The 21,778-nt window shown below is 72.4% G+C and carries 16 protein-coding genes and 1 pseudogene; 5 read left to right on the forward strand and 12 right to left on the reverse strand.

Features of this window, described 5'->3' with window-relative positions:
* Positions 1-11: 11 nt before the first annotated feature.
* From PS271_RS03280 to fmt, 8 genes and pseudogenes are all read right to left on the reverse strand, one after another.
* The gene (locus PS271_RS03280) at positions 12-821 is read right to left on the reverse strand and encodes a carbon-nitrogen hydrolase family protein (RefSeq protein ID WP_398379934.1); all 810 of its coding nucleotides are present in this window, start codon (positions 819-821) and stop codon (positions 12-14) included.
* Between the two features lie 303 nt (positions 822-1,124).
* Positions 1,125-1,580, reverse strand: a complete 456-nt coding sequence (locus tag PS271_RS03285; RefSeq protein ID WP_030365350.1) for an Lrp/AsnC family transcriptional regulator — start codon at positions 1,578-1,580, stop codon at positions 1,125-1,127.
* A gap of 467 nt (positions 1,581-2,047) precedes the next feature.
* Positions 2,048-3,559 (reverse strand): annotated as a pseudogene (locus tag PS271_RS03290) (amino acid permease); the annotation flags it as partial.
* A 334-nt stretch (positions 3,560-3,893) separates the two neighbouring features.
* Positions 3,894-5,336: a GuaB1 family IMP dehydrogenase-related protein gene (locus PS271_RS03295; protein ID WP_398379936.1), complete on the reverse strand. Its 1,443-nt coding sequence runs from the start codon at positions 5,334-5,336 to the stop codon at positions 3,894-3,896.
* A gap of 236 nt (positions 5,337-5,572) precedes the next feature.
* Complete coding sequence (locus PS271_RS03300) at positions 5,573-6,562, reverse strand: sugar-binding transcriptional regulator (protein ID WP_194962059.1); 990 nt, start codon at positions 6,560-6,562, stop codon at positions 5,573-5,575.
* A gap of 152 nt (positions 6,563-6,714) precedes the next feature.
* On the reverse strand, positions 6,715-7,401 hold the full coding sequence (gene rpe / locus PS271_RS03305; protein ID WP_398379938.1) for a ribulose-phosphate 3-epimerase: 687 nt from the start codon (positions 7,399-7,401) through the stop codon (positions 6,715-6,717).
* Positions 7,402-7,524: 123 nt separating this feature from the next.
* A complete protein-coding gene (locus PS271_RS03310; protein WP_398379940.1) occupies positions 7,525-8,949 on the reverse strand; it encodes an RsmB/NOP family class I SAM-dependent RNA methyltransferase in 1,425 nt (474 codons plus the stop codon).
* A 125-nt stretch (positions 8,950-9,074) separates the two neighbouring features.
* Positions 9,075-10,010: a methionyl-tRNA formyltransferase gene (fmt, locus tag PS271_RS03315; RefSeq protein WP_398379942.1), complete on the reverse strand. Its 936-nt coding sequence runs from the start codon at positions 10,008-10,010 to the stop codon at positions 9,075-9,077.
* 269 nt (positions 10,011-10,279) lie between these two features.
* Between fmt and PS271_RS03320 the strand changes: the two genes are divergently transcribed.
* On the forward strand, positions 10,280-10,786 hold the full coding sequence (locus PS271_RS03320) for a hypothetical protein (protein WP_120758248.1): 507 nt from the start codon (positions 10,280-10,282) through the stop codon (positions 10,784-10,786).
* Positions 10,787-11,197: 411 nt separating this feature from the next.
* On the opposite strand, the gene PS271_RS03325 is transcribed toward PS271_RS03320, so the two are convergent.
* Complete coding sequence (locus tag PS271_RS03325; RefSeq protein ID WP_398379945.1) at positions 11,198-13,351, reverse strand: primosomal protein N'; 2,154 nt, start codon at positions 13,349-13,351, stop codon at positions 11,198-11,200.
* Positions 13,352-13,589: 238 nt separating this feature from the next.
* Here PS271_RS03325 and PS271_RS03330 point away from each other — a divergent pair, with 238 nt between their 5' ends.
* The 4 genes from PS271_RS03330 to PS271_RS03345 are packed head-to-tail and all read left to right on the forward strand — an operon-like array spanning position 13,590 to position 18,703.
* Positions 13,590-14,885: a helix-turn-helix domain-containing protein gene (locus PS271_RS03330; RefSeq protein WP_398379947.1), complete on the forward strand. Its 1,296-nt coding sequence runs from the start codon at positions 13,590-13,592 to the stop codon at positions 14,883-14,885.
* A gap of 30 nt (positions 14,886-14,915) precedes the next feature.
* The gene (locus PS271_RS03335) at positions 14,916-15,668 is read left to right on the forward strand and encodes a toll/interleukin-1 receptor domain-containing protein (protein ID WP_398379949.1); all 753 of its coding nucleotides are present in this window, start codon (positions 14,916-14,918) and stop codon (positions 15,666-15,668) included.
* Entirely contained in the window at positions 15,665-17,620 is a 1,956-nt protein-coding gene (locus PS271_RS03340) for a hypothetical protein (protein ID WP_398379951.1), read from the forward strand. The genes PS271_RS03335 and PS271_RS03340 overlap by 4 nt, the downstream gene beginning before the upstream one ends.
* A 33-nt stretch (positions 17,621-17,653) precedes the next feature.
* The gene (locus PS271_RS03345; RefSeq protein ID WP_398379953.1) at positions 17,654-18,703 is read left to right on the forward strand and encodes a hypothetical protein; all 1,050 of its coding nucleotides are present in this window, start codon (positions 17,654-17,656) and stop codon (positions 18,701-18,703) included.
* Positions 18,704-18,778: 75 nt separating this feature from the next.
* Here the strand turns inward: PS271_RS03345 and metK are convergent, their stop codons facing one another.
* From metK to rpoZ, 3 genes are all read right to left on the reverse strand, one after another.
* Entirely contained in the window at positions 18,779-19,987 is a 1,209-nt protein-coding gene (gene metK, locus PS271_RS03350) for a methionine adenosyltransferase (RefSeq protein WP_398379954.1), read from the reverse strand.
* Between the two features lie 175 nt (positions 19,988-20,162).
* Positions 20,163-21,371, reverse strand: a complete 1,209-nt coding sequence (coaBC, locus tag PS271_RS03355) for a bifunctional phosphopantothenoylcysteine decarboxylase/phosphopantothenate--cysteine ligase CoaBC (protein ID WP_228775224.1) — start codon at positions 21,369-21,371, stop codon at positions 20,163-20,165.
* Positions 21,372-21,486: 115 nt separating this feature from the next.
* Positions 21,487-21,759: a DNA-directed RNA polymerase subunit omega gene (gene rpoZ / locus PS271_RS03360; protein WP_004948662.1), complete on the reverse strand. Its 273-nt coding sequence runs from the start codon at positions 21,757-21,759 to the stop codon at positions 21,487-21,489.
* Positions 21,760-21,778: the final 19 nt, after the last annotated feature.

The following is a 21,778-nucleotide window of genomic DNA, read 5'->3' on the forward strand; positions in this document are numbered from 1 at the left end:
CGGGGTGGGGGTCAGACGAGCGAGGTGTACAGCTCCGGCCGTCGGTCGCTCAGGTAGGTGTTCTCGGCGCGCGAGGCCTTCAGCAGCGCCGGGTCCACGTCGGCGGTGATCAGGTCCTCGCCGTGGCCGGCCCGCGCCCGGACGGTCCCGTCGGGGGTGGCGAGGCAGCTGAGGCCGGCGAAGGAGAACTCCCCTTCGTCACCGCAGCGGTTGGCGTAGGCGATGTACAGCTGGCTCTCCCAGGCGCGCACCGGGATCACGCTCTGCGGCACGATCTCGTACGGGCGCATCAGCGCGGTGGGCGCGAGCAGCAGCTCGGTGCCGGCCAGGGCGTGGGCCCGTACGGTCTCGGGGAACTCGACGTCGTAGCAGATCAGCAGGCCGAGGCGGAGGCCCGCGAAGTCCGCCTGCACGACGGGGTCGGTGCCGGGCCGGAAGTGGGCGGTCTCGTACGCGCCGAAGAGGTGGGTCTTGCGGTAGTTCGCGAGGCGGGCGCCGTCGGGGGCGACGAGCTGGAGCGCGTTGTAGAGCGTGTCCGGGTCGTCCGCGTCGCGCTCGGGGTAGCCGTAGGCGACGGCCAGGCCGTGCTCGGCGGCGATCCGCGCCACGGCGCGGGCGCCGGGGCCGTCGGCCGTCTCGGCGCGGTCGGCGACGGCGGCGCCGAGGGCGTAGCCGGTGAGGAACAGCTCGTTGGTGAGCAGCAGCCGGGCTCCTGCGGCGGCGGCCCGGCGGGCGGCGTCGTCGAGGGCGGCGAGGCTGTCCGAGGTGGAGGAGGGGACGCCGGCGGGGCCCTGGTACAGCGCGATACGCGACGGCGTCATGCGGCCTCACTTCACCTGTCGGACGGGGGTGGCGCGGGTGCCCCTGCGGGGCGTGCGTTAAGACGCCTTGACGGTACGGGCCGCCGTCATGACCGGACAAGGCGCGTCCGTTGCGCGAGGGTGAGCGATTCGTTGCGCCTTTCCGCGGTTTCGGCGCGATTCGTTGCGTGGCGCCTACCGGGGGGTAGGCAGGACCCCCGCGGGGGCGGGTTCGGCACCGCCGGAGCGTGTGGTGGGGACTTGATCGCCGTCGCGGCGGAGGATGAAGGACCGGGCCCGTCACGAGCCGGGTGGCGCCTCCGGCTAGGAAGGCGCGCCGGAGCTGAAGCGGCGGAGCAGAGGGGAGAGGACCAGCACCGACTTGGTGCGCTCGACGAACGGCTCCCCCGCGATGCGCTCCAGCACGCGCTCGAAGTGGCGCATGTCGGAGGCGAAGACCTGCACGAGGGCGTCCGCCTCGCCGGTGACCGTGGACGCGGAGGCCACCTCGGGGTAGCGCGACAGGCCGCGGTGGATCGCCTCGGGGGAGGTGTTCCGGCGGCAGTAGATCTCGATGAAACCTTCCGTCTCCCAGCCGAGCGCCGCGGGGTCCACACGGACGGTGAAACCGGTGATGGCGCCCTCGGCGCGCAGCCGGTCCACGCGCCGTTTCACGGCCGGCGCGGACAGGCCGACCTCGGCGCCGATGTCGGCGTAGGAGCGCCTGGCGTCCTCGGCCAGGGCATGCACGATGCGTTCGTCGAGCTCATTCAATCGCACGGCGGGTGGATCACATTTCTACGGGTAACCATCTGCTGCTACGAGCAGTAGATCACGTCCCCGGCCGTGTCCCCGACCCGAACGCAGCACCACCGCCCCCGGACGGCCGGGAGCGGTGGTGCGGTTTCACTGAGTCGCCGGGGAAGGAGTTACTTCTCCTCGCCGGTCTTCGCCTGGGCCTGCTTGCCGCGCGCCTTCTTCTGCGGCTTCGGGCGGCCCTTGCCGGCGGCCTTCGGGCCGGGCGTGCCCGCGGAGCCGGACGCCTTCCCGGCCCCAGCGGCCTTCTTGGCCGCCGCGGCCTTCTCCGCCGGAGCGGCGGCCTTCGTGCCGGTCTTGGCCCCGGCCTTCGCGCCGGTCCTGGCTCCGGCCTTCACACCGGCCTTGGCGCCGGTCTTCGGACCGGTCTTCGAAGCGGCCTTCGTGGCGGCCTCCGCCGCCGGGACGGCCCCGGCAGCGGCCACGGCCACCTCACCCGTGGCCAGCCGCGAGCGCCGCATCCCGTAGACGAAGTAGACCACCAGGCCGACGAGCATCCAGCCGCCGAAGACCTCCCACGTGATGGCGTCGAGGCTGAGCATCATGTAGAGGCACATCGCGAAGCCCAGGACCGGGAAGACCAGGCCGAGCGGCACCTGCACGCCGGCCACCCGGAAGCGCACGCCCGAGAGCGGCACCCGGAAGCTGCGGTGCATGTCGGGGCGGGTGAAGCGCAGCACGATGACGGCGACGTTCACCAGGGCGAAGGCGAAGAGCGTGCCGATGCTGGTGGCGTCGGCGAGCTTGCCGAGCGGGACCGCGGCGGCCAGGGCACCGCAGAACAGCGAGACGATGACGGTGTTCGCCAGCGGCACGCCCTTGCGGTTGACCTTGGAGAAGGCCTTGGGGACCAGGCCGTCGCGGGACATCGCGAAGAGGATGCGGGTCTGGCCGTACAGGACGGTGAGGACGACGCTGGCGATGGCGATGACGGCACCGGCGGCCAGCAGCACCGCCCAGAAGCTCATGCCGGTGACGTCCTTCATGATCCCGGCGAGCGCGGCCTCGGAGCCCTTGAACTCGCCCCACGGCATGGCGCCGACCGCGACGGCCGCGACCAGCACGTAGAGCACCGTGACGATCAGCAGCGACAGCATGATCGCCTTGGGGAGGTCCTTCTTCGGGTTCTTGGCCTCCTCACCGGCGGTGGAGGCGGCGTCGAAGCCGATGTAGGAGAAGAAGAGCGTGGCACCCGCGGCGCTGACGCCGCCGAGGCCGAGCGGCATGAAGGGCGTGTAGTTGCCGGCGCGGATGCCGGTGAAGGCCACGGCGCAGAAGAGCAGCAGCGCCACGATCTTCACGCCGACCATGATCGTGTTGGCGCGGGCGCTCTCCTTGGCGCCGCCGATCAGGAAGGCCATGCACAGCAGCACGACGAGCAGGGCGGGCAGGTTGAAGATGCCGCCGTCCGTACCGGGCGGGTTGGCCAGCGCGTCCGGGATGGTGACGCCGATCGTGCCGTCGAGGAGCTCGTTGAGGTACTGGCCCCAGCCGACGGCCACGGCCGCGACGGAGACGCCGTACTCCAGGATCAGGCACCAGCCGCAGACCCAGGCGATGATCTCGCCGAGGGTGGCGTAGGCGTAGGAGTACGAGGATCCGGAGACCGGGATGGTGCCGGCCAGCTCGGCGTAGGACAGGGCCGAGAACAGGGCCGTGACGCCGGCGAGCACGAAGGAGATCACGACGGCGGGGCCGGCGTCGGGGACGGCCGAGCCGAGCACGACGAAGATGCCGGTGCCGAGGGTGGCGCCGATGCTGATCATGGTCAGCTGCCACATGCCGAGCGAGCGGCGCAGGGTGCCGCCCTCGCCCTGGCCGCCCTCGGCGACCAGGCGCTCGACGGGCTTGCGGCGCATCAGGCGGGCGCCGAGGCCGGTGGCGGGCGGCGGGGAGGGCCGCTTGTCACCGGTGACGGGGGGCGCGGTGCCTTGGTCCAACACGGGGTTGCTCCGTTCATGACCTGCCGGTCGGGGGATGCCGGTCAGGAAGCGGCGGCCCACGGCGGCACCCGGGGTGCGCTGGGGCATGACAGAGCAAACCCGTAGCGAGGGGGTACCGCCGAGCAAGCGGTACCCGCCACTCCACGTTCTGCGCAGACCCTACGAGGTCAGGGCCCGCGCTCGTAATGCACCATTCTTGCGTATGCCCGGCTGATCATTGCGTCCGGGGGTCCAGAGCGGGCGATCGTTGCACGTCGCGTTATGAATCGGTACATGGGCAACGAAAAAGGGGCGCGACCCGGCGAACCGGATCACGCCCCTTCCAGGGTGCGGACTACTGCCAGCTGGCGTGCAGCGGCTTGCCCTCGGCGTAGCCGGCGGCGCTCTGGACGCCGACGACGGCACGCTCGGCGAACTCGGCCAGGGAGCCGGCGCCCGCGTAGGTGCAGGAGGAGCGGACGCCCGCGATGATCGAGTCGATCAGGTCCTCGACGCCCGGGCGGGCCGGGTCGAGGAACATGCGCGAGGTGGAGATGCCCTCCTCGAACAGGCCCTTGCGGGCACGGTCGTAGGCGGACTCGGTGGAGGTGCGGTTCTGCACGGCGCGCGCGGAGGCCATGCCGAAGGACTCCTTGTAGGAGCGGCCGTCGGCGGTCTGCTGGAGGTCGCCCGGGGACTCGTAGGTACCGGCGAACCAGGAGCCGATCATCACGTTGGACGCGCCGGCGGCCAGGGCCATCGCCACGTCGCGCGGGTGACGGACGCCGCCGTCGGCCCACACGTGCTTGCCGTACTTCTTCGCCTCGGCGGCGCACTCCAGGACGGCGGAGAACTGCGGGCGGCCCACGCCGGTCATCATGCGGGTGGTGCACATGGCGCCCGGGCCCACGCCGACCTTGATGATGTCCGCGCCGGCCTCGATGAGGTCGCGCACGCCCTCGGCGGCGACGATGTTGCCCGCGACGATCGGGACCTGCGGGTCGAGGCCGCGGACGGCCTTGATCGCGGCGATCATCGACTCCTGGTGACCGTGCGCGGTGTCGACGACGATCGTGTCGGCGCCGGCCTCCAGCAGGGCCTTGGCCTTGCCCGCCACGTCGCCGTTGATGCCGACGGCGGCGGCGATGCGCAGCTTGCCGTCCGCGTCGGTGGCGGGGGTGTAGAGCGTGGCGCGCAGGGCGCCCTTGCGGGTGAGGATGCCGGCCAGGCGGCCGTCCTTGTCGACCGCGGGGGCGAGCTTGCGGTGGGCGGCGTCGAGCTGGTTGAAGGCCTCGCGCGGGTCCATGTCGGCGTCGAGGAGCAGCAGCTCCTTCGACATGACCTCGGACAGCTGGGTGAAGCGGTCCACGCCGGTCAGGTCGTGCTCGGTGACCACGCCGAGGGGGCGGCGGTCCGCGTCGACGACGACGCCGGCGCCGTGGGCCCGCTTGGGCAGCAGGGACAGCGCGTCGGCGACGGTCTGGGCGGGGCTGAGGACGATCGGGGTGTCGAGCACGAGGTGGCGGCTCTTGACCCAGGAGATGACGTCGGTGACGACCTCGATCGGGATGTCCTGCGGGATGACGACGATGCCGCCGCGGCGCGCGACGGTCTCCGCCATGCGGCGGCCGGCGATCGCGGTCATGTTGGCGACGACGAGGGGGATGGTGGTCCCGGTCCCGTCCTGGGCGGAGAGGTCCACCGCCTGGCGGGAGCCGACCGCGGAGCGGCTCGGCACCATGAACACATCGTCGTACGTGAGGTCGTACGGCGGCTTCTGGTCATTAAGGAAACGCATACTGGCTCTCTCACCTGCGATTTTACGTACGGAGCGGGTGGGGAGTCAGACCGGGCCGAGGCCGGATCGGGCTGAGGTTCCTGGACCCATCATCCACGATTGCGGGGCGTCGTGGCGAACTGGCGTCGCATTCTGTGACTTCGGCCAAGCGCCCCGGACGAGCTCTGTGGCTTCGCCCGAGGCGCCCGGCTTGCCTGCTTTTACGTCGTGGCGTGGGGTGACGGCGTTCCCCGCCGTCACGAACCGTCCGGGTCCGCCCGGTCGAGGGCCGGGCGGGGGCCCGGGCCCGTTTCGCTGAGGAGGTAGTCGGCGGCCGTGGTGTCCGTGACCAGGCTCGTGACCAGCCCGGACCGCAGCACCGCGCCGATCGCCGCCGCCTTGCGCCGGCCGCCCGCGATCGCGACGACCTCCGGTATCCGGCGCAGCCGGTCCGCCTCGACCGTGATGCAGCGCTCGCCCAGGTCACGGCCGATCCGGCGGCCCTCGGCGTCGAAGAGGTGCGCGGACATCTCCGCGGCGGCGCCCAGGGACGCGTAGTGGGCCCGCTCCTCCTCCGTCAGCATGTCGTAGACGGTCGAGATGCCCGGCGCCCACGAGCCGATCGAGACCGCCGCGACCGTCACCTTGTCGAAGTAGTCGAAGGCGCGGGCGATGCCCGTCTGGCCGCGCAGCGCGGCGGCCGTGGCGGGGTCCGGCAGCAGCATCGGCGCGTAGATCGGGTGCGCCTCGCCGCCGGAGACCTGCGCGGCGCGCCGCACGGCCTCGACCGAGCCGCGCTCGGCCGTGCCCGCGTCGTAGACGCCGGTGAGCTGGACGACGGTGCACGGCGGCAGCCGGTGCAGCGCCGCGGCCATGTGAATGGTCGAGCGGCCCCAGGCCAGGCCCAGCACATCGCCCTCGTGCACCAGCTCGCCGAGCAGGTCCGCAGCCACCTCGCCGAGGTTCTCGGGGTCGGGCGCGTCGTCCGCGGCGTCGGCGGGCGACTCGACGACCACCGCGTGGCGCAGGCCGTAGCGGGCGCGCAGCGCGTCGGAGCGCTCCGCGTCCAGCTCGGCGGGGACCCGGATCTCGATCCGCACGAGATCGCGTTCGAGCGCCGTCTCCAGCACCCGGGCGACCTTGAAGCGGCTCACGCCGAACTCCTCGGCGATCTGGATCTTCGATTTGCCCTCGAGGTAGAAGCGGCGGGCCATGGCCGCCGCCTGCACCAGCTCGGCGGGCCCCATCGGCGTGGCTGAACGGCCCGTCGACACCACCGTCTCCTCACTGTTCTCACACTGTTCGAGCTTGGACTCCACCGTCATCCTGTCAGAAACGGCGGTCCTTGATCAGACCCTGACCTTCGCGCTCAGCATTTCGGGCGAGCGCGGCAGCCCGCTCAGTGCCCGCAGGCCTGGGCCGCACCGGCGGCAACGCGCTCCGCCTGGGCGCGCAGGCCCCGTACGGCAGCCGCCGGGTCCTCCGTACCGTAAACGGCGGATCCGGCCACGAACACGTCCGCGCCGGCCTCCGCGCACCGCTCGATCGTCTCCGCCGAGACCCCGCCGTCGACCTGCAGCCACATCTGGAGGCCGTGCTTCGAGATGAGCTCCCGGGTGCGGCGGATCTTGGGCAGCATGATGTCCAGGAACGCCTGGCCGCCGAAGCCGGGCTCGACCGTCATGATCAGCAGCATGTCCAGCTCGGGCAGCAGGTCCTCGTACGGCTCGATCGGCGTCGCCGGCTTCAGCGCCATCGACGCGCGGGCGCCCTTCGCCCGGATCTCCCGCGCGAGGCGCACCGGCGCGGCGGCGGCCTCCGCGTGGAAGGTCACCGACCCGGCACCGGCCTCCACGTACTGCGGAGCCCAGCGGTCCGGGTCCTCGATCATCAGGTGGCAGTCCAGCGGGGTGTCCGTGGCCCGGCTCAGCGACTCGACGATCGGCACGCCGAGGGTGAGGTTGGGGACGAAGTGGTTGTCCATGACGTCGACGTGGAGCCAGTCGGCGCCCTTGACGGCCTCGGCCTCGTCGGCGAGGCGGGCGAAGTCGGCGGACAGGATGCTGGGGTTGATCTGCACGGCCATGCCTTAAGCGTGCCATGCCCCCTGCGCTCAGTTGTGCGGGGGCCTCCCCAACGAGGGGGGAGACGAGGGCGTGCCGCGCCCTCACCTCCCGCCGCAACGGCGCGCGGGCACCGGCCCGCGTCGCTACGCCGTACGCCGGAGCAGCGCCAAGTACATCGCGTCCGTGCCGTGCAGGTGGGGCCACAGCTGGACGTCCGGGCCCTCGCCCAGGGCCGGGACGCCCTGCATGTGCGGGCGCGCGTCGATCCACTCCGCGCTCACGCCGTCCCGCTTGAGCACGTCGTCCACGACGGCCTTCGTCTCCGCCGGGTGCGGCGAGCACGTCGCGTAGCCGACGACGCCGCCGACCCGCACGGCGCGCAGCGCCTCCCGCAGCAGGTCGCGCTGGAGCGGGGCGAAGCCCGGCACGTCCTCCGGGCGGCGGCGCCAGCGGGCCTCGGGGCGGCGCCGCAGGGCGCCGAGACCGGTGCAGGGCACGTCGACGAGGACCCGGTCGAAGACGCCCTCGCGCCACGGCGGCCGCGTGCCGTCCGCGGCGATGACCTGGTACGGGCCGGGGTTCCCGGCGAGCGCCCGCCCGACCAGGCGGGCCCGGTGCGGCTGCTTCTCGGAGGCCAGCAGCGCAGCCCCCCGCTCGGCGGCCAGCGCGCCCAGGAGCGCCGCCTTGCCGCCGGGGCCGGCGCAGCCGTCGAGCCAGCGGGTGTCCGGCCCCTCCACCGGCACGGAGGCGAGGGCGAGCGCGACCAGCTGGCTGCCCTCGTCCTGAACGCCGGCCCGGCCTTCTCGTACGGCGTCGAGCGCCCCCGGCTCGCCGCCCTCGGCGAGCCGCACGGCGTACGGCGACCAGCGGCCCGGCAGCGCGGAGTCCTCGCCGACGGCCGCCAGCAGTTCTTCCGGGGTCGAGCGGCCCGGCCGGGCGACCAGCGTGACCTCCGGCCGCTCGTTGTCCGCCTCCAGCAGGTCCTCGATGCCGGCGCGGCCGCCGCCGAGGGCGTCCCACAGGGCGGAGACGATCCAGCGCGGGTGCGCGTGCACCACGGCGAGGTGCTCTTCGGGGTCGTCCTCGTACGGCGGGGCGACCTTCTCCAGCCAGCCCTCCAGGTCGTGCGCGGTGATCTTCCGCAGCACGGCGTTCACGAACTTCGCCCGCCCGTCGCCGAGCACGACGCGCGCCAGCTCGACGCTGGCGGAGACCGCCGCGTGCGGCGGGATGCGCGTGCCGAGCAGCTGGTGGGCGCCGAGGGAGAGGACGTCCAGGACCGGGGGGTCCACCTCGCGCAGCGGCCGGTCGACGCACGCCGCGATGATCGCGTCGTACGTCCCCTGGCGGCGCAGCGTGCCGTAGACCAGCTCCGTGGCGAGCGCGGCGTCGCGCGCCTCGAAGTCGCCCTTCTCGCGGGCCTTGCGCAGCAGCGGCGGCAGGACCAGGTTCGCGTACGCGTCCCGCTCGTCGACCGCCCGCAGCGCCTCGAAGGCGAGGATCCGCACCGGGTCCTTCTTGGGCCGGCGGTAGGGCTTTGCGGGACGGCGGGCGGGACGGTCGTTCACGAAAGGTGCTCCGGGGCTGTGGTGGCGAAGGTGTCCAGCCTACGCTCTGCCCTCTGCGCTCCGCCTTACGCTCTGTGCTGCGCCCTACCCTGTGCTCCGCTTGCGCCCTGCGCTCCGCGCCGCCCTCAGGCCGCGCCGAGCCGCTCGCCCGCGGCGATGCGGACGCCGCGGGCCCAGTCGGCGGCCTTCATCGGCTTCTTGCCCTGCGGCTGGACCCACTGGAGCTCGACCGCGTGGGAACCCGTACCGACGTGCACGGAGTTCTTGGCGGCGCCGATCTCGCCGGGGGCGAGGTCCGCCCGGCCGGGAGCGGGCGCCACGGACATGACCTTCAGGCGCTCGCCACGGAAGAGCGTCCAGGCGCCCGGCGCCGGAGCGCAGCCGCGGACCACGCGGTCCACGCGGAGCGCCGGGGCCGACCAGTCGATCCGGGCGTCCTCGACGTTGATCTTCGGGGCGAGGGAGACGCCCTCGGCGGGCTGCGGAACGGCCTTCAGCGTGCCGTCCTCGATGCCGTCCATGGTCGCGGCGAGCAGCCCGGAGCCGGCGAACGCGAGCCGGGTGAGCAGGTCGCCGCTGGTGTCGGTGGGCCGCACGTGCTCGGTGACCACGCCGAAGACCGGGCCCGAGTCCAGGCCCTCCTCGATCAGGAAGGTGGAGGCACCGGTCATCTCGTCGCCCGCGAGGATCGCGTGCTGCACGGGCGCCGCGCCGCGCCACGCCGGCAGCAGGGAGAAGTGCAGGTTGACCCAGCCGTGGGCGGGGATGTCCAGGGCGGCCTTCGGCAGCAGCGCGCCGTAGGCGACGACCGGGCAGCAGTCCGGGGCGATCTCACGCAGCCGGGCGAGGAAGTCCTCATCGCGCGGGCGCGCCGGCTTGAGCACCTCGATGCCGGCCTCCTCCGCGCGCTCGGCGACGGGGCTCGCGACCAGGCGGCGGCCGCGGCCCGCGGGGGCGTCGGGCCGGGTGACGACGGCGACGACCTCGTGGCGGTCGGAAGCGAGCAGGGCGTCGAGGGCGGGAACGGCGACCTCGGGGGTGCCGGCGAAGACGAGCCTCATGGGTGGCGAACTACCTCTCCTCGAGCGCCGAGCGGAACGGCCCACCAGTCTAAGGGGCCTTTGGCCCGGGGGGCGTACGGACAGTCACGCGCCTCATTCCGGCGGATGTGCGCCCCCATACCGTGACCCGGTGGCCCATGGCGCGTTGTGGTCAAGAGAGATTGACCGAATGGCGCCGCCGCCGCGGGACTCTTCCGTCGCTCGTCGGCCGTCGCGTCAACTCTCGTCATTTTCCGTCCTTTTACCCCGCCGGTCCGAGAGGCTTCTTCATGGCCGACCACGCAACCCACGACGCCCAGGCACGGGCCAGCCTGCATCTGTTGGTCCGGGACATCGAGCGGGTGCGCAGGCAGGTGGACGCCCTGCGCACCCTCACCGCTCAGCTGGGCAATGTCTACCGCCCCCGGCGCACCGGCCCCTCGGCCGGCTTCGTCGTCTACGGGCGGGCTCCCGCGCCGACGGTACGGCTGGCGCAGGAGCTGCGGGACAGCGTCGAGACCCTGGTGACGGCCGCGGTCGACTTCGACCGCTCGCTGGGCTTCTCGTGGGACGCGGTGGGCTCGGCGCTCGGGGTCACCAAGCAGGCAGTACACCGGCGTTACGGCGCGCGCCGTACGAACGGGGCCGCGTCCGCGGAGGCCCCGGAGGCGGTCCGGACGGCGGAGCCGTCGCCGGTGCCGGTCGTCCCGGCGGCCCGCACGGTCCCGGGCCAGACCCCGCCCCCGGCCCACCGCGAAGAACGCCCCCCGGCCTTCCCGGGCCCGCGCAACGGTTAGCCCTGCGGGCGGCGAACCGGGCATGCGCGGTGCCGGGCACGTCACTTCCGCTGCGGGGCGGGTCACTGTCGCGGCGGACCCAAGAGCCCCGGCAGCGCAGCCGCATACGCCCCGCCGGGCACCACGCTCCCGCCGCAACGGCGAGCAACCAAGCACAACGCCACCGGCGGTGCCGAGCCCACCCCGGGTCGCTACGGCACCGCCGGAACCCGCCGCGGGGGCCGAGCACCGTCGCGGCGGACCCAAGAAAGCCGGCCCCGCAAGCCCACGCCCCCGTGCCGGACACTTCCCTCCCGCCACAACGGGCTGAGCACCGTCGCGGCGGATTCAAAGGACGCAGCCCGGAGACCGCTTGAGTCCCCGCCGCAGCGGCGGAAGCAAAACCGCACCGCCCCCGCCGGAGGCGACCCGTCAGCCGATGTCCGGGGGATCGACCCGCAGCCGGACCGGCTCGCCGTCGCGGCGGGCGAGGCGCGTTGCCTGGGCCGTCTTGAGGGCCGCGGCCAAGGCCGCGCCGCGGCCGGGGCGGACGCGGAGGAGGGCACGGTCCCACCGCTCCCCCGGCGGTGGATCGCCGGGCCGCCGCGGGCGGCCCGGGGCCGTCACGGGCAGGGGCACCGGCCCGAGCACCTCCGCATCCTCCGGAAGCTCCGCCGCCGCGAGCAGATCGGCGACATCCCCCGGCGGCCCGGAGACGGACGCCATCCGGGACACCGGCGGGAAGCCGAGCTCGGCCCGGTCGGCGAGCTCCCGCATCGCGTGCCCGGCGGGATCCCACCGCACGAGCGCCTGCACGGGCCGCAGCGTGGGCTCCGCGACCACGACGACGACCCCGCCGTCCTCCTGCCCGCGCACGAGCGCCGCCGCGGACAGCCAGCGCCGCAGCGCCTCCTCCCCCGCCCGCAGGTCGGGGAAGCCGAGCAGCGCCCAGCCGTCGAGCAGCAGAGCAGCGGCGTAACCGCCCTCGGCGACGGGTTCCGCCCCGGGGGTGGAGACCACGATCGCGGGCCGGTCGGGCACCGTATCGAGGATGTGATCGCGCCCGGAGGTCCGTACGGGCACGGACGGGAACGCCCGGCCGAGCTCCTCCGCGGTGCGCCCCGCGCCCACGACCCGGGCCCGCAGCCGCGAGCCGCCGCACTCCGCGCAGTGCCAGCCCGGGGGCGCGTCCTGCCCGCACCAGCCGCACCGCAGCGCGCCGTCGGCGTCGCCGGCCTCCAGCGGCCCGGCGCAGTGCCCGCACCGGGCGGGCTCGCGGCACCTCTCGCAGCCCAGGCGGGGCACGTAGCCGCGCCGCGGCACCTGAACCAGCACCGGCCCGTGCTTGAGCCCCTCGCGGGCGGCCTGCCAAGCGTGACTGGGCAGCCTCGCGGCCCGCGCCGCCGCGTCACGCGAATCGTCGACGTCGCCGACGGTCCGCACGGCGGGGGCGACGGCCCGCACGATCTCGCGGGCGGCGGCGAGCGGCAGGGCCCAGCCCGTGTTCACGAGCTGGGCGGCCTCCACCGTGCAGCCGAAGCCCCCGAGCAGGAACGCGGCCTTCTCGTGCACCGCACGCTGCACGAGCACCTCGCGGGAGTGCGGATGCGGAGCGTTCTGCGCACTGTGGCTGGAGTCCCCGTCATCCCAGACGGCGACGAGCCCGAGGTCCCGCACGGGCGCGAACATCGCCGCCCGCGTGCCGACCACGGCCCGCACCGAGCCCCGGCTGACCGCGAGCCAGCGGCGGTACCGCTCCTCGGGCCCGAGCTCGGCCGTCAGCAGCACATGCCGGCCCTCCCCCAGAAGCTCCCCGAGGGCGGCGTCGACGCGCGCCGCGGCCCGCCCGTCCGGCACGACGACCAGCGCACCGCGCCCGGACGACAGCGCCGCCGCCGCGGCCCGCGCGAGCTCCCGCGGCCAGTGCGGGCCGGGCAGGGCCGTCCACACGGCCCGCGGGGTGTCCCCCCGGGCCACGGCGTCGAGGAACGCCGTCCCGGTGGGATACCGCGCCCAGCTCCCGGGCTCCGGCACTCCCGGCGGCGGCAGCGGCTCGGGCGACGGCTCGGCCTCGATACGGGCGTGCCGGGGCGGTACGGCCAGCTGGAGCACGTCGGCGAGCGAACCGGCATACCGGTCGGCGACCGCCCGGCAGAGCTCGTAGAGCGCGGGACTGAGCACCGGCTCCGGAGAGAGCACCTGCGCGATCGCGGCGAGCGGCCCCTGGTAGTCGGACTCGGCCACGCGGTCCACGATGTACCCGTCGAGCAGGCCGCCGCCTTCCCGGCGCCCCCCGCGCACATTGCGCGTCCCGGCCCCGAAGCGCACCCGCACCCGCACGCCCGGCCGGGCGTCGGCGTCGAGCTCCTCGGGCACGGCGTAGTCCCACAGCCGGTCCAGGTGCACGGGGCCCTTGTCGACGAGCACGCGCGCGACGGGCAGCGTCTTGGCCAGCGGCGCACCCCGCCACGTGCGCGGCTTGGCCTTGGGCGCCTTGGCCTTCGCCTCGCGCACGCTCTCCCGGATGAGCGCAAGCTGCTCCCCGTGCTCCGGGGCTCCGCCGCTCCGCCCGTTCTCGCTGCTCACAGCCACAGTCCTACCAGACCCCACTGACAACGCCGATGGCGTACGGAGCGGCCCCCGGCCGCGCGCAGGGCCGCCGAGGCCTTGTCGACAGCCCGGAGATGTTGCTGTTACCTGCCGCCGGGGCCGCAAAGAGGAAACAGGAAACTTCGGCATCCGCCTTGTTCGTCCGTGGCAGCGGATCGCAATCTGACTGGCGGCTTCCCGTCGGCTGCCGGGACGACCGGTGGGGGAGGTTCGTGTGTTCGAGCAGCCGACTCGCTTCGGCCCGGAGCTTCGCGGAATGCGCCTGGCCGCAGGCATGACTCTCGAGTCCCTGGCACAACGCGTGCACTTCAGCAAAGGCCATTTGAGCAAGGTCGAACGCGGTCAGCAACGTCCGAGCCCGGAGCTGGCACGTCTCTGCGACGCCGCGTTGGAGGCCGGTGGCGCACTGGTGTCCCTGGTGCCCGGGCGGGCGTCCGTGACACCGCCCGCGCAGACGAGCAGCACGACGGATGACGAGGTGTGGTCGATGCATTTATCCCCGGACGGAGCGAGTTGGTTCCGGCCCCTGCCACGGCGGGACGTCGTCGCAGGGGCCGCCGCCTCCGTGGTCCGGCTGGGGCTCGGCGGCCCACGGCCGGCCGAGGACCTCAAGGGCACCACTGTGCTGGAGGCGTACGCGTCCCTCTTCGCCCAGTACCGGAAGCTCGGTCAGGCGGCAGGCCCCGAGGTCCTGCTGCCGACCCTGATCGCGCAGACCCATACGTTGAGGAGCCTGGCGCAGCGCTCCGGCCCCCGGACGCGCGACGGCCTGCTGAGGCTCGCCTCCCGCTACGCCGAATACATCGGCTGGCTGGTCCAGGAGACGGGGGACGACACATCCGCCCTGTGGTGGACTCAGCGCGCCGTCGACATGGCTGCCGCAGGCGGTGACCACGACCTGGCCGCGTACGCCCTGGTACGCCGGGCCTTGATCACCCTGTACCGGGGCGACGGTGCCGAGACGGTAGCCCTGGCCCAGCAGGCCCAGACAGGCGGGCTGCCTCCCCGTATCACGGGACTGGCCTCCCAGCGGGAGGCGCAGGGCCATGCACTGGCCGGGGATTACGACGCGTGCATGCGGTGCTTGGACCGCGCCCGCGGGCTCCTCGCTGTCCCCTCCCCCGACAAGGTTTCGCCCGTCCTCGGCACCACGAGCCTGACCGACCCGGTCGCCATGGTGACCGGATGGTGCCTGTACGACCTGGGACGACCGCGGCAGGCCGCCGAGAGCTTGGACGAACAAGTCGCCGGACTACCCGCCGGCGCCCTGCGCTCCCGCACTCGCTACGGGCTGCGCCAAGCCCTCGCCCACGCCGCGGCCGGTGACGTCGACCGGGCTTGTGACGTGGCCGGGCCCTTGCTGGGGACCACGGTCTCCGTCGGTTCGGCGACCGTCGCAACCGATCTCGGCCGCCTGGAGCGCACGCTCGCCCGCCACTCACGGAACGGGTCGGTGCGTGTGCTCGCCCCCGAGCTCACTGCTGCCCTGCGTGCCGTCCGGACCCGATAGATCCGTCTGAACCCGAGGAGGAGAACCACCATGCCCGATGTCTTCATCAATTACCGCACCGGCGACGGCGAGAAGAGCGCAACCCTGATCGAAACACGGCTGTCCGACCGCTTCGGGAGCGAGAGGATCTTCCGCGCCTCCAAGACCATCAAGCCGAGCGAGCCGTTCCCGCCGGCCCTCCTGAGGGCCGTGCGTCGGAGCTCGATCCTGCTCGCTGTCATCGGATCCCAGTGGGCCGCTCATCCCCGGCTGCGCAACCACGACGACTGGGTGCGCAGGGAGCTCCTGGAGGCCTGCGAGATGGGCATTCCCGTCCTCCCCGTTCTGGACGGCCGTACGGTGGACCGGCTGTCGGCCGACGCATTACCCGAGGAACTTGCCCACCTCGCCGATCTCCAGTCGCTGCGGCTGGACCACCAGAACGCGGACGCGGACCTCGCCCGCATCGGCGACACGCTGGCCGAACTGGTGCCGGAACTGGGCGCGGCCGACCGTTATGCGCGCGAGCGCGAGGACGGCACGCCGGACGGAGCCGATAACTCCATCAGCGGTGGCACTCAGGGCACGGCGGTCCAGACGCGGGACTTCAACGGCACCGTAGGGACGTCCTTCTACGGCGCACGAGGTCCCGTCCACACGGGCAACGGGAACCAGTACGTCGAATCGCAGCACTTCTCCGGCCCCGTCTCGGGTGATGGTGCAACGTACGTGACGGGCGACGTGAACGGCGGCATCAACCACCGCTTCGGTGGAAAGGCCGACCGTGAGGACGACGCCAGGTGAACGACCGGCTCCGAACCTTCCTCGAAGGAGTTCAGGGCCCCGTCCACACCGGCCCTGGTGACCAGTACAACCTCTCCTTCCTGACCAACTCCCGGGGCCAGACCCCCCGTGCGGTGGCGGAGAGCCACGTCCGCTGGTTACGCCAGCGGTTCGTCCCTCCATTCGGGCTGGGCAGAGCACGCGAACTACTCCTCAGCAACGGGATCGTGATGCTGTGCGCACCGCCCGGCAGCGGAAGGAACGTCGCAGCCCACATGCTGCTGTACGAGCTCGCCGAGAAGGGCGGCGCGTTCCAGGAGCTGGTCCCGGATCCACAGGAGACAGGCCCGCTTCTCCCCGCGGACCTGGTGGGTCAAGGCGATCGCCTGCTCCTGGACCTCTCGGCCGGCGGGGCGAAGCTCTGGACCGCTGTCCAGGCGGAACTCGGACCCTTCCAGGACACGCTCCGGAGGAACGCGGCCCACTTGGCGGTCGTTCCGCCCTACCCCCTGGCCCACCAGCACAGCAATGGACTCCAGCGCCTTTGTGCAGACCTCCGACGGCCACCAGCCACAGCCCTGCTGAGGCGCTATCTCCGGCTGGACGGGAGCGGCACCGAGGCCGGCAGCCACCTGCCGGAAATCGTGCTCTCCTACCTGGACCGGACGCCGCCCCTGCGCGACGTGGCCGCCCTCGCGCACTACATCCTGCGTGCGAAAGCGTCCGCCCAGGGGTCGGACGGCTTCGAGCAGTGGTGCGGGCAGGCGTTCCGTGCGGTGACGAACCAGGACCAGAAAGTCGCCGATCACGTCGCCTCCCTCCGGGAGGGCCCCCAACGGGCTCTGCTCCTGACCACCGCCATGCTGGACGGAGCGCACGCCGACGCGGTCCACCTCGGGGCCGAGCAATTGCTGCACACCATGCAGCATCCGCCGGAAGAGGCTCCCCTACTAGAGCAGGACGACCTCGCCCAGCGCTTCAAATCCATCGACGCGACCACCGGTGCCGACGGCAAGGTGCGCTTCCGAAAGCTCGGCTGGCCGGAGGCGGTCCGAACCCATTTCTGGACGACCATGCCCGGTCTTCGTCCCCGTCTCCGGACATGGGTGGAGAAGGCCGTCGGCCTGCCGGACCTGACCATGGAGGACCGCGACGGCCTCGTCGAGCGATTCGCCGCGCAGTGCCTGCGCACCAAGCGGTCGGGGGATTTGATCTCCCTGGTGGAGCACTGGACCACTTCACCGAAGGACGGCGTACGGCTGCGCGCGGCTGCCCAGGCGCTGGAACACGGCCTGACGTCAAAGGAGTGGGGGAGCTCGTTCCGGCAGAAGATCTACTACTGGGCGCTCGAGCGCCGCCTCTCCGAGGGGCTCTTCACCGTCCTGGTCGAGGTCTGCAGCGAAGTCATGGCCGTCCGCCACCCCGACCAGGCCATGGTCCGCCTCCACTACCTGAGCCGCCAGGAGGTCTCCCCCGGCATCGCCCATGACGCCCTCGTCCAGCTCGTCCGTGCTGACCACCGTGCCCAGCGGCGGCTCCTCGACCGGCTCGCCCGCGCACTGGAACACACTCACTCGGCCGCTGACCGGGATCTGTTCCTCGTAACCGCAGACCCTTATCTGCTCACGAATTCCGGTACCCGCGCCCACGCCCTCCTGACCGAGCCCGGTGTACGGCACCACCTGACCGGCTGCTGGAACTCGCTCTTCCGGAAACATCCGCCTCACACCTGGACATCCCTCGTGGGGCGCTGGTTGTCCGCCGCGACGAACGACGGGGACCACGGCGACCTTCTCCTGCGGGTTCTGGTCGAGGCAGCAGACAAATCGAGCGCTCTCCTGAGCCGCCTGTACCTGACCGGACGCGACTGGTCACGCGCCGCGCCCGCCTCCGAGGAGCGGGCGCGGCGGGCGAGCACAGCGCAACGACTGCTCCACATGATCGATGCCGCTCAGGGACTACGGAGCGGCTGACCAGTCTGCGACACCCAACGGGAGAAACGCACGATGAGCTCTGGCCACAAGACGGTGACTCTCTTCCTGACCGTCATCTGCGCACTGCTGCTGGTGATCGCAGGCAAGTGCCTGGGCTGGCCCCTGTGGGCCTGGCTCACCGCTGCCGCCGCCCTGACGGCGGGGCCGGCGGCATTCGCATGGATCTCCAGCCGCAGAAAGAACCCTTTACCGAGGGAACTGACGCTTGAACCCGACCTGCCGATTCCGCCGCTGGAGCGCCGGGAGCAGCGCATCATGCGCGTGGCCCTGCCCAGCAACACCCCCGACTACGACTTCATCCTCTCGGCCATCGTGCGGTGGCACCCCGTCGATGCCCCGTCGGACGCCCCGGTCGTCAATCCCGGCGCCCTCGCCATCGACGCCGTCCTGGCCCGGGCCCGCATGATCACCACCCAGCGGGCTCCCGGGCGGAGCACACTTGTCCAGCATGAGCTGAACGGAGAGCTGGGGACCATGCTGCCGGACCCGTCCGGCCGCGTGTACGCCATGGCCGAGAGCGTCGAACTCACGCTGCCGGAGCAGGACCGGGAACGGCTCGCCAAGCTCTCCGGAGTCCGTAAGGACGAAGCGGTCTGGGAACACGAACGAAGGTACGAACGGAACAAACGCGCCTATCTAGGCGGCGACGTGCTCAAGGACACCGGCAGCGCAGTGGTCTGGTGGCTGGCGAGGAACGACGACCGCATCGACACGACCGTCAAGGACATCGGCCTCCTGGCTCAGCTGTCGTCCGCGGCCAACAACCAGGACGTCCCGGAACCGTTCCGGCATCTGGTGCCGTGGCCCGAGGAAGAAGAGGAGGGCGACGGCGAGGTGAGCGCTACCGACCTACTCGACCGGATGCTGCTCGTGATGGGCTTCGCCGAGGACGATCCCGAGCGGGCGCTGTTCGTGGACCGAGTGGCCGACGCCGCGCAAGGGGCCGCGCGCCATGAGACCGCCCAGGCGATCCGGCAGCGCTTCGATACGCAATCGGACCCGGGCCCGGAGGACGAACCCCCGCCACCCTTCGGCCCCGCGGAGCAGCCTCCCGCCCCCTGACAGGGGCGGGCCGGTGCACAGGTGCCCGGCACCCCGAAGGGATGCCGGGCACCTGTGGAATGCCTGAACCGGTGCTTACAGGCCCGCGGCCTTCTTCAGGGCCTCCACGCGGTCCGTGCGCTCCCACGTGAAGTCGGGGAGCTCGCGGCCGAAGTGGCCGTACGCGGCGGTCTGCGCGTAGATCGGGCGGAGCAGGTCGAGGTCGCGGATGATCGCGGCCGGGCGGAGGTCGAAGACCTCGGCGATGGCGTTCTCGATCTTGTCGGTGTCGATGGTGTTCGTGCCGAAGGTCTCGACGAACAGGCCCACCGGCTCGGCCTTGCCGATCGCATAGGCGACCTGGACCTCGCAGCGCGAGGCCAGACCGGCCGCCACGACGTTCTTGGCGACCCAGCGCATCGCGTACGCGGCGGAGCGGTCGACCTTGGACGGGTCCTTGCCGGAGAAGGCGCCGCCGCCGTGGCGGGCCATGCCGCCGTACGTGTCGATGATGATCTTGCGGCCGGTGAGGCCGGCGTCGCCCATGGGGCCGCCGATCTCGAAGCGGCCGGTCGGGTTCACCAGGAGGCGGTAGCCGTCGGTGTCCAGCTTGATGCCGTCCTCGACGAGCTCCTTGAGGACGTGCTCCACGACGAACTCGCGGATGTCCGGCGCGAGCAGCGAGTCGAGGTCGATGTCGCTCGCGTGCTGCGAGGAGACGACGACGGTGTCGAGGCGGACGGCCTTGTTGCCGTCGTACTCGATGGTGACCTGCGTCTTGCCGTCGGGGCGCAGGTAGGGGATGGTGCCGTTCTTGCGGACCTCCGACAGGCGGCGCGAAAGGCGGTGCGCCAGCTCGATCGGCAGCGGCATCAGGTTCGGCGTCTCGTCACAGGCGTAGCCGAACATCAGGCCCTGGTCGCCCGCGCCCTGCTTGTCGAGCTCGTCCTCATCGCCCTCGACACGGGCCTCGTAGGCGGCGTCGACGCCCTGGGCGATGTCCGGCGACTGGGCGCCGATGGAGACCGAGACGCCGCACGAGGCGCCGTCGAAGCCCTTCTTGGACGAGTCGTAACCGATCTCGAGGATCTTGCCGCGCACGAGCTGGGCGATCGGCGCGTAGGCCTTGGTCGTCACCTCACCGGCGACGTGGACGAGGCCCGTGGTGATGAGGGTCTCAACGGCGACACGAGACGTGGGGTCCTCGCTCAGCAGAGCGTCGAGGATGGTGTCGCTGATCTGGTCAGCGATCTTGTCGGGGTGACCCTCGGTCACGGACTCCGAGGTGAACAGGCGGCGGGACACATCGCTCCCTGGGGTTGCAGCGGCTGCTGGCTGATCATTGACGGACCCGGCCGAGAGCTGCGCTCGGCGCTGGGTCCACGGTCAGTTTATCCGGCGTTCTCGTGGTTGGGGCATCCTGTCTCGTATCACCGGCCTGGTGACCTGCGACACCCGCGCGCTCCGGCGCGCGGAAAGCTCAGGCGAAGCGCCGTACGACGAGGTCCCAGACGGTGTCCGCAAGGTCGTCCTTGGGGCCGTAGGGAACCGGGGTCTCGGAGCCGTCAGGGGCCAGGACGACGGCCTCGTTCGCCTCCGAACCGAAGGTCTTACGCTCCCCCACCTCATTGACAACCAGCAGGTCACAGCCCTTGCGGGCGAGCTTGGCGCGACCGTTGGCGAGGACGTCGTCGGTCTCCGCGGCGAAGCCCACGACGATCTGCCCGGGGCGCGGCCGGCTCGCCGAGAGCTCGGCGAGGACGTCGGGGTTCCGGATGAGCTCGACGGGCGCAGGCTCCTCGCCGTCCCGCTTCTTGATTTTGCCCTCGGCATAATGCGAGGGACGAAAATCGGCCACCGCGGCGGCCATGACGACGGCGTCCGCGTCCTCGGCGGCCTTCAGAACGGCCTCCCGCAGCTGGACGGCCGTGCCCACCCGTATGACGTCGGCACCGGCCGGGTCGGCCAGCTCGCTGTTGGCGGCGACGAGCGTGACCCGGGCGCCGCGCGCGACGGCGGTACGGGCCAGGGCGTACCCCTGCTTGCCGGAGGAGCGGTTGCCGAGGAAGCGGACGGGGTCGAGCGGCTCGCGGGTGCCGCCGGCGCTGATGACCACGTGCCGGCCGGCGAGGTCGGCGACCGGGGCCGCGGCACCGCGGGCCAGCACCCGGCGGCAGACCTCGAAGATCTCCTCGGGGTCGGGGAGCCGGCCCTTGCCCGTGTCGACACCGGTGAGGCGGCCGACGGCGGGCTCGATGACGATCGCGCCGCGGCGGCGCAGCGTCGCCACGTTCTCCTGGGTGGCCGGGTTCTCCCACATCTCGGTGTGCATGGCGGGCGCGAAGACGACCGGGCAGCGGGCGGTGAGCAGCGTGTTGGTCAGCAGGTCGTCGGCGAGGCCGTGGGCGGCCTTGGCCAGCATGTCGGCCGTGGCGGGCGCGACCACGACGAGCCGGGCCTCCTGGCCGATGCGCACGTGCGGCACCTCGTGGACGCTCTCCCAGACCTCGGTGCCGGCGGGGTGGCCGGACAGCGCCGACCAGGTCGCCTCGCCGACGAAGTGCAGGGCCGAGGCCGTCGGCACCACGCGGACGTCATGGCCGGACTCGGTGAGCCGGCGCAGCAGCTCGCACGCCTTGTACGCGGCGATCCCGCCGCTGACCCCCAGGACGACCTTGGGCTTGTCCATCGCGCGCTGTCTCCCCATCCATCGGTTGCGATCCATCGGTTTGCGTACAGCTCCCATGACACACCAAAGGCCCGGCAGCCGTGCTGCCGGACCCGTGATGACGAATGTGCCGTGCTTACTGAGCCGGGGCCTCGATGGCCTCGGAGGTCAGCAGGCCCGCGTTGATCTCGCGGAGCGCGATGGAGAGCGGCTTCTCGTGGACGTGGGTGTCCACCAGCGGGCCGACGTACTCCAGCAGGCCCTCGCCGAGCTGCGAGTAGTACGCGTTGATCTGACGGGCGCGCTTGGCGGCGTAGATCACCAGGCTGTACTTCGAGTCGGTGGCCTCGAGCAGCTCATCAATCGGCGGGTTGATGATGCCCTCGGGCGCGGTGATGGAAGAGGACACTCTCTGCCTTCCGAAGGGG

Source organism: Streptomyces sp. SCA2-17, from assembly GCF_044336695.1.

Excerpts from the sequence above, each read along its gene's own strand:
- coaBC (WP_228775224.1), bottom strand. The coding sequence starts at position 21,371 with ATGGACAAGCCCAAGGTCGTCCTGGGGGTCAGCGGCGGGATCGCCGCG.
- PS271_RS03300 (WP_194962059.1), bottom strand. The coding sequence starts at position 6,562 with ATGGGGCCCGCCGAGCTGGTGCAGGCGGCGGCCATGGCCCGCCGCTTC.
- PS271_RS03320 (WP_120758248.1), top strand. The coding sequence starts at position 10,280 with ATGGCCGACCACGCAACCCACGACGCCCAGGCACGGGCCAGCCTGCAT.
- fmt (WP_398379942.1), bottom strand. The coding sequence starts at position 10,010 with ATGAGGCTCGTCTTCGCCGGCACCCCCGAGGTCGCCGTTCCCGCCCTC.
- PS271_RS03295 (WP_398379936.1), bottom strand. The coding sequence starts at position 5,336 with ATGCGTTTCCTTAATGACCAGAAGCCGCCGTACGACCTCACGTACGAC.
- PS271_RS03335 (WP_398379949.1), top strand. The coding sequence starts at position 14,916 with ATGCCCGATGTCTTCATCAATTACCGCACCGGCGACGGCGAGAAGAGC.
- rpe (WP_398379938.1), bottom strand. The coding sequence starts at position 7,401 with ATGGCCGTGCAGATCAACCCCAGCATCCTGTCCGCCGACTTCGCCCGC.
- PS271_RS03345 (WP_398379953.1), top strand. The coding sequence starts at position 17,654 with ATGAGCTCTGGCCACAAGACGGTGACTCTCTTCCTGACCGTCATCTGC.
- PS271_RS03280 (WP_398379934.1), bottom strand. The coding sequence starts at position 821 with ATGACGCCGTCGCGTATCGCGCTGTACCAGGGCCCCGCCGGCGTCCCC.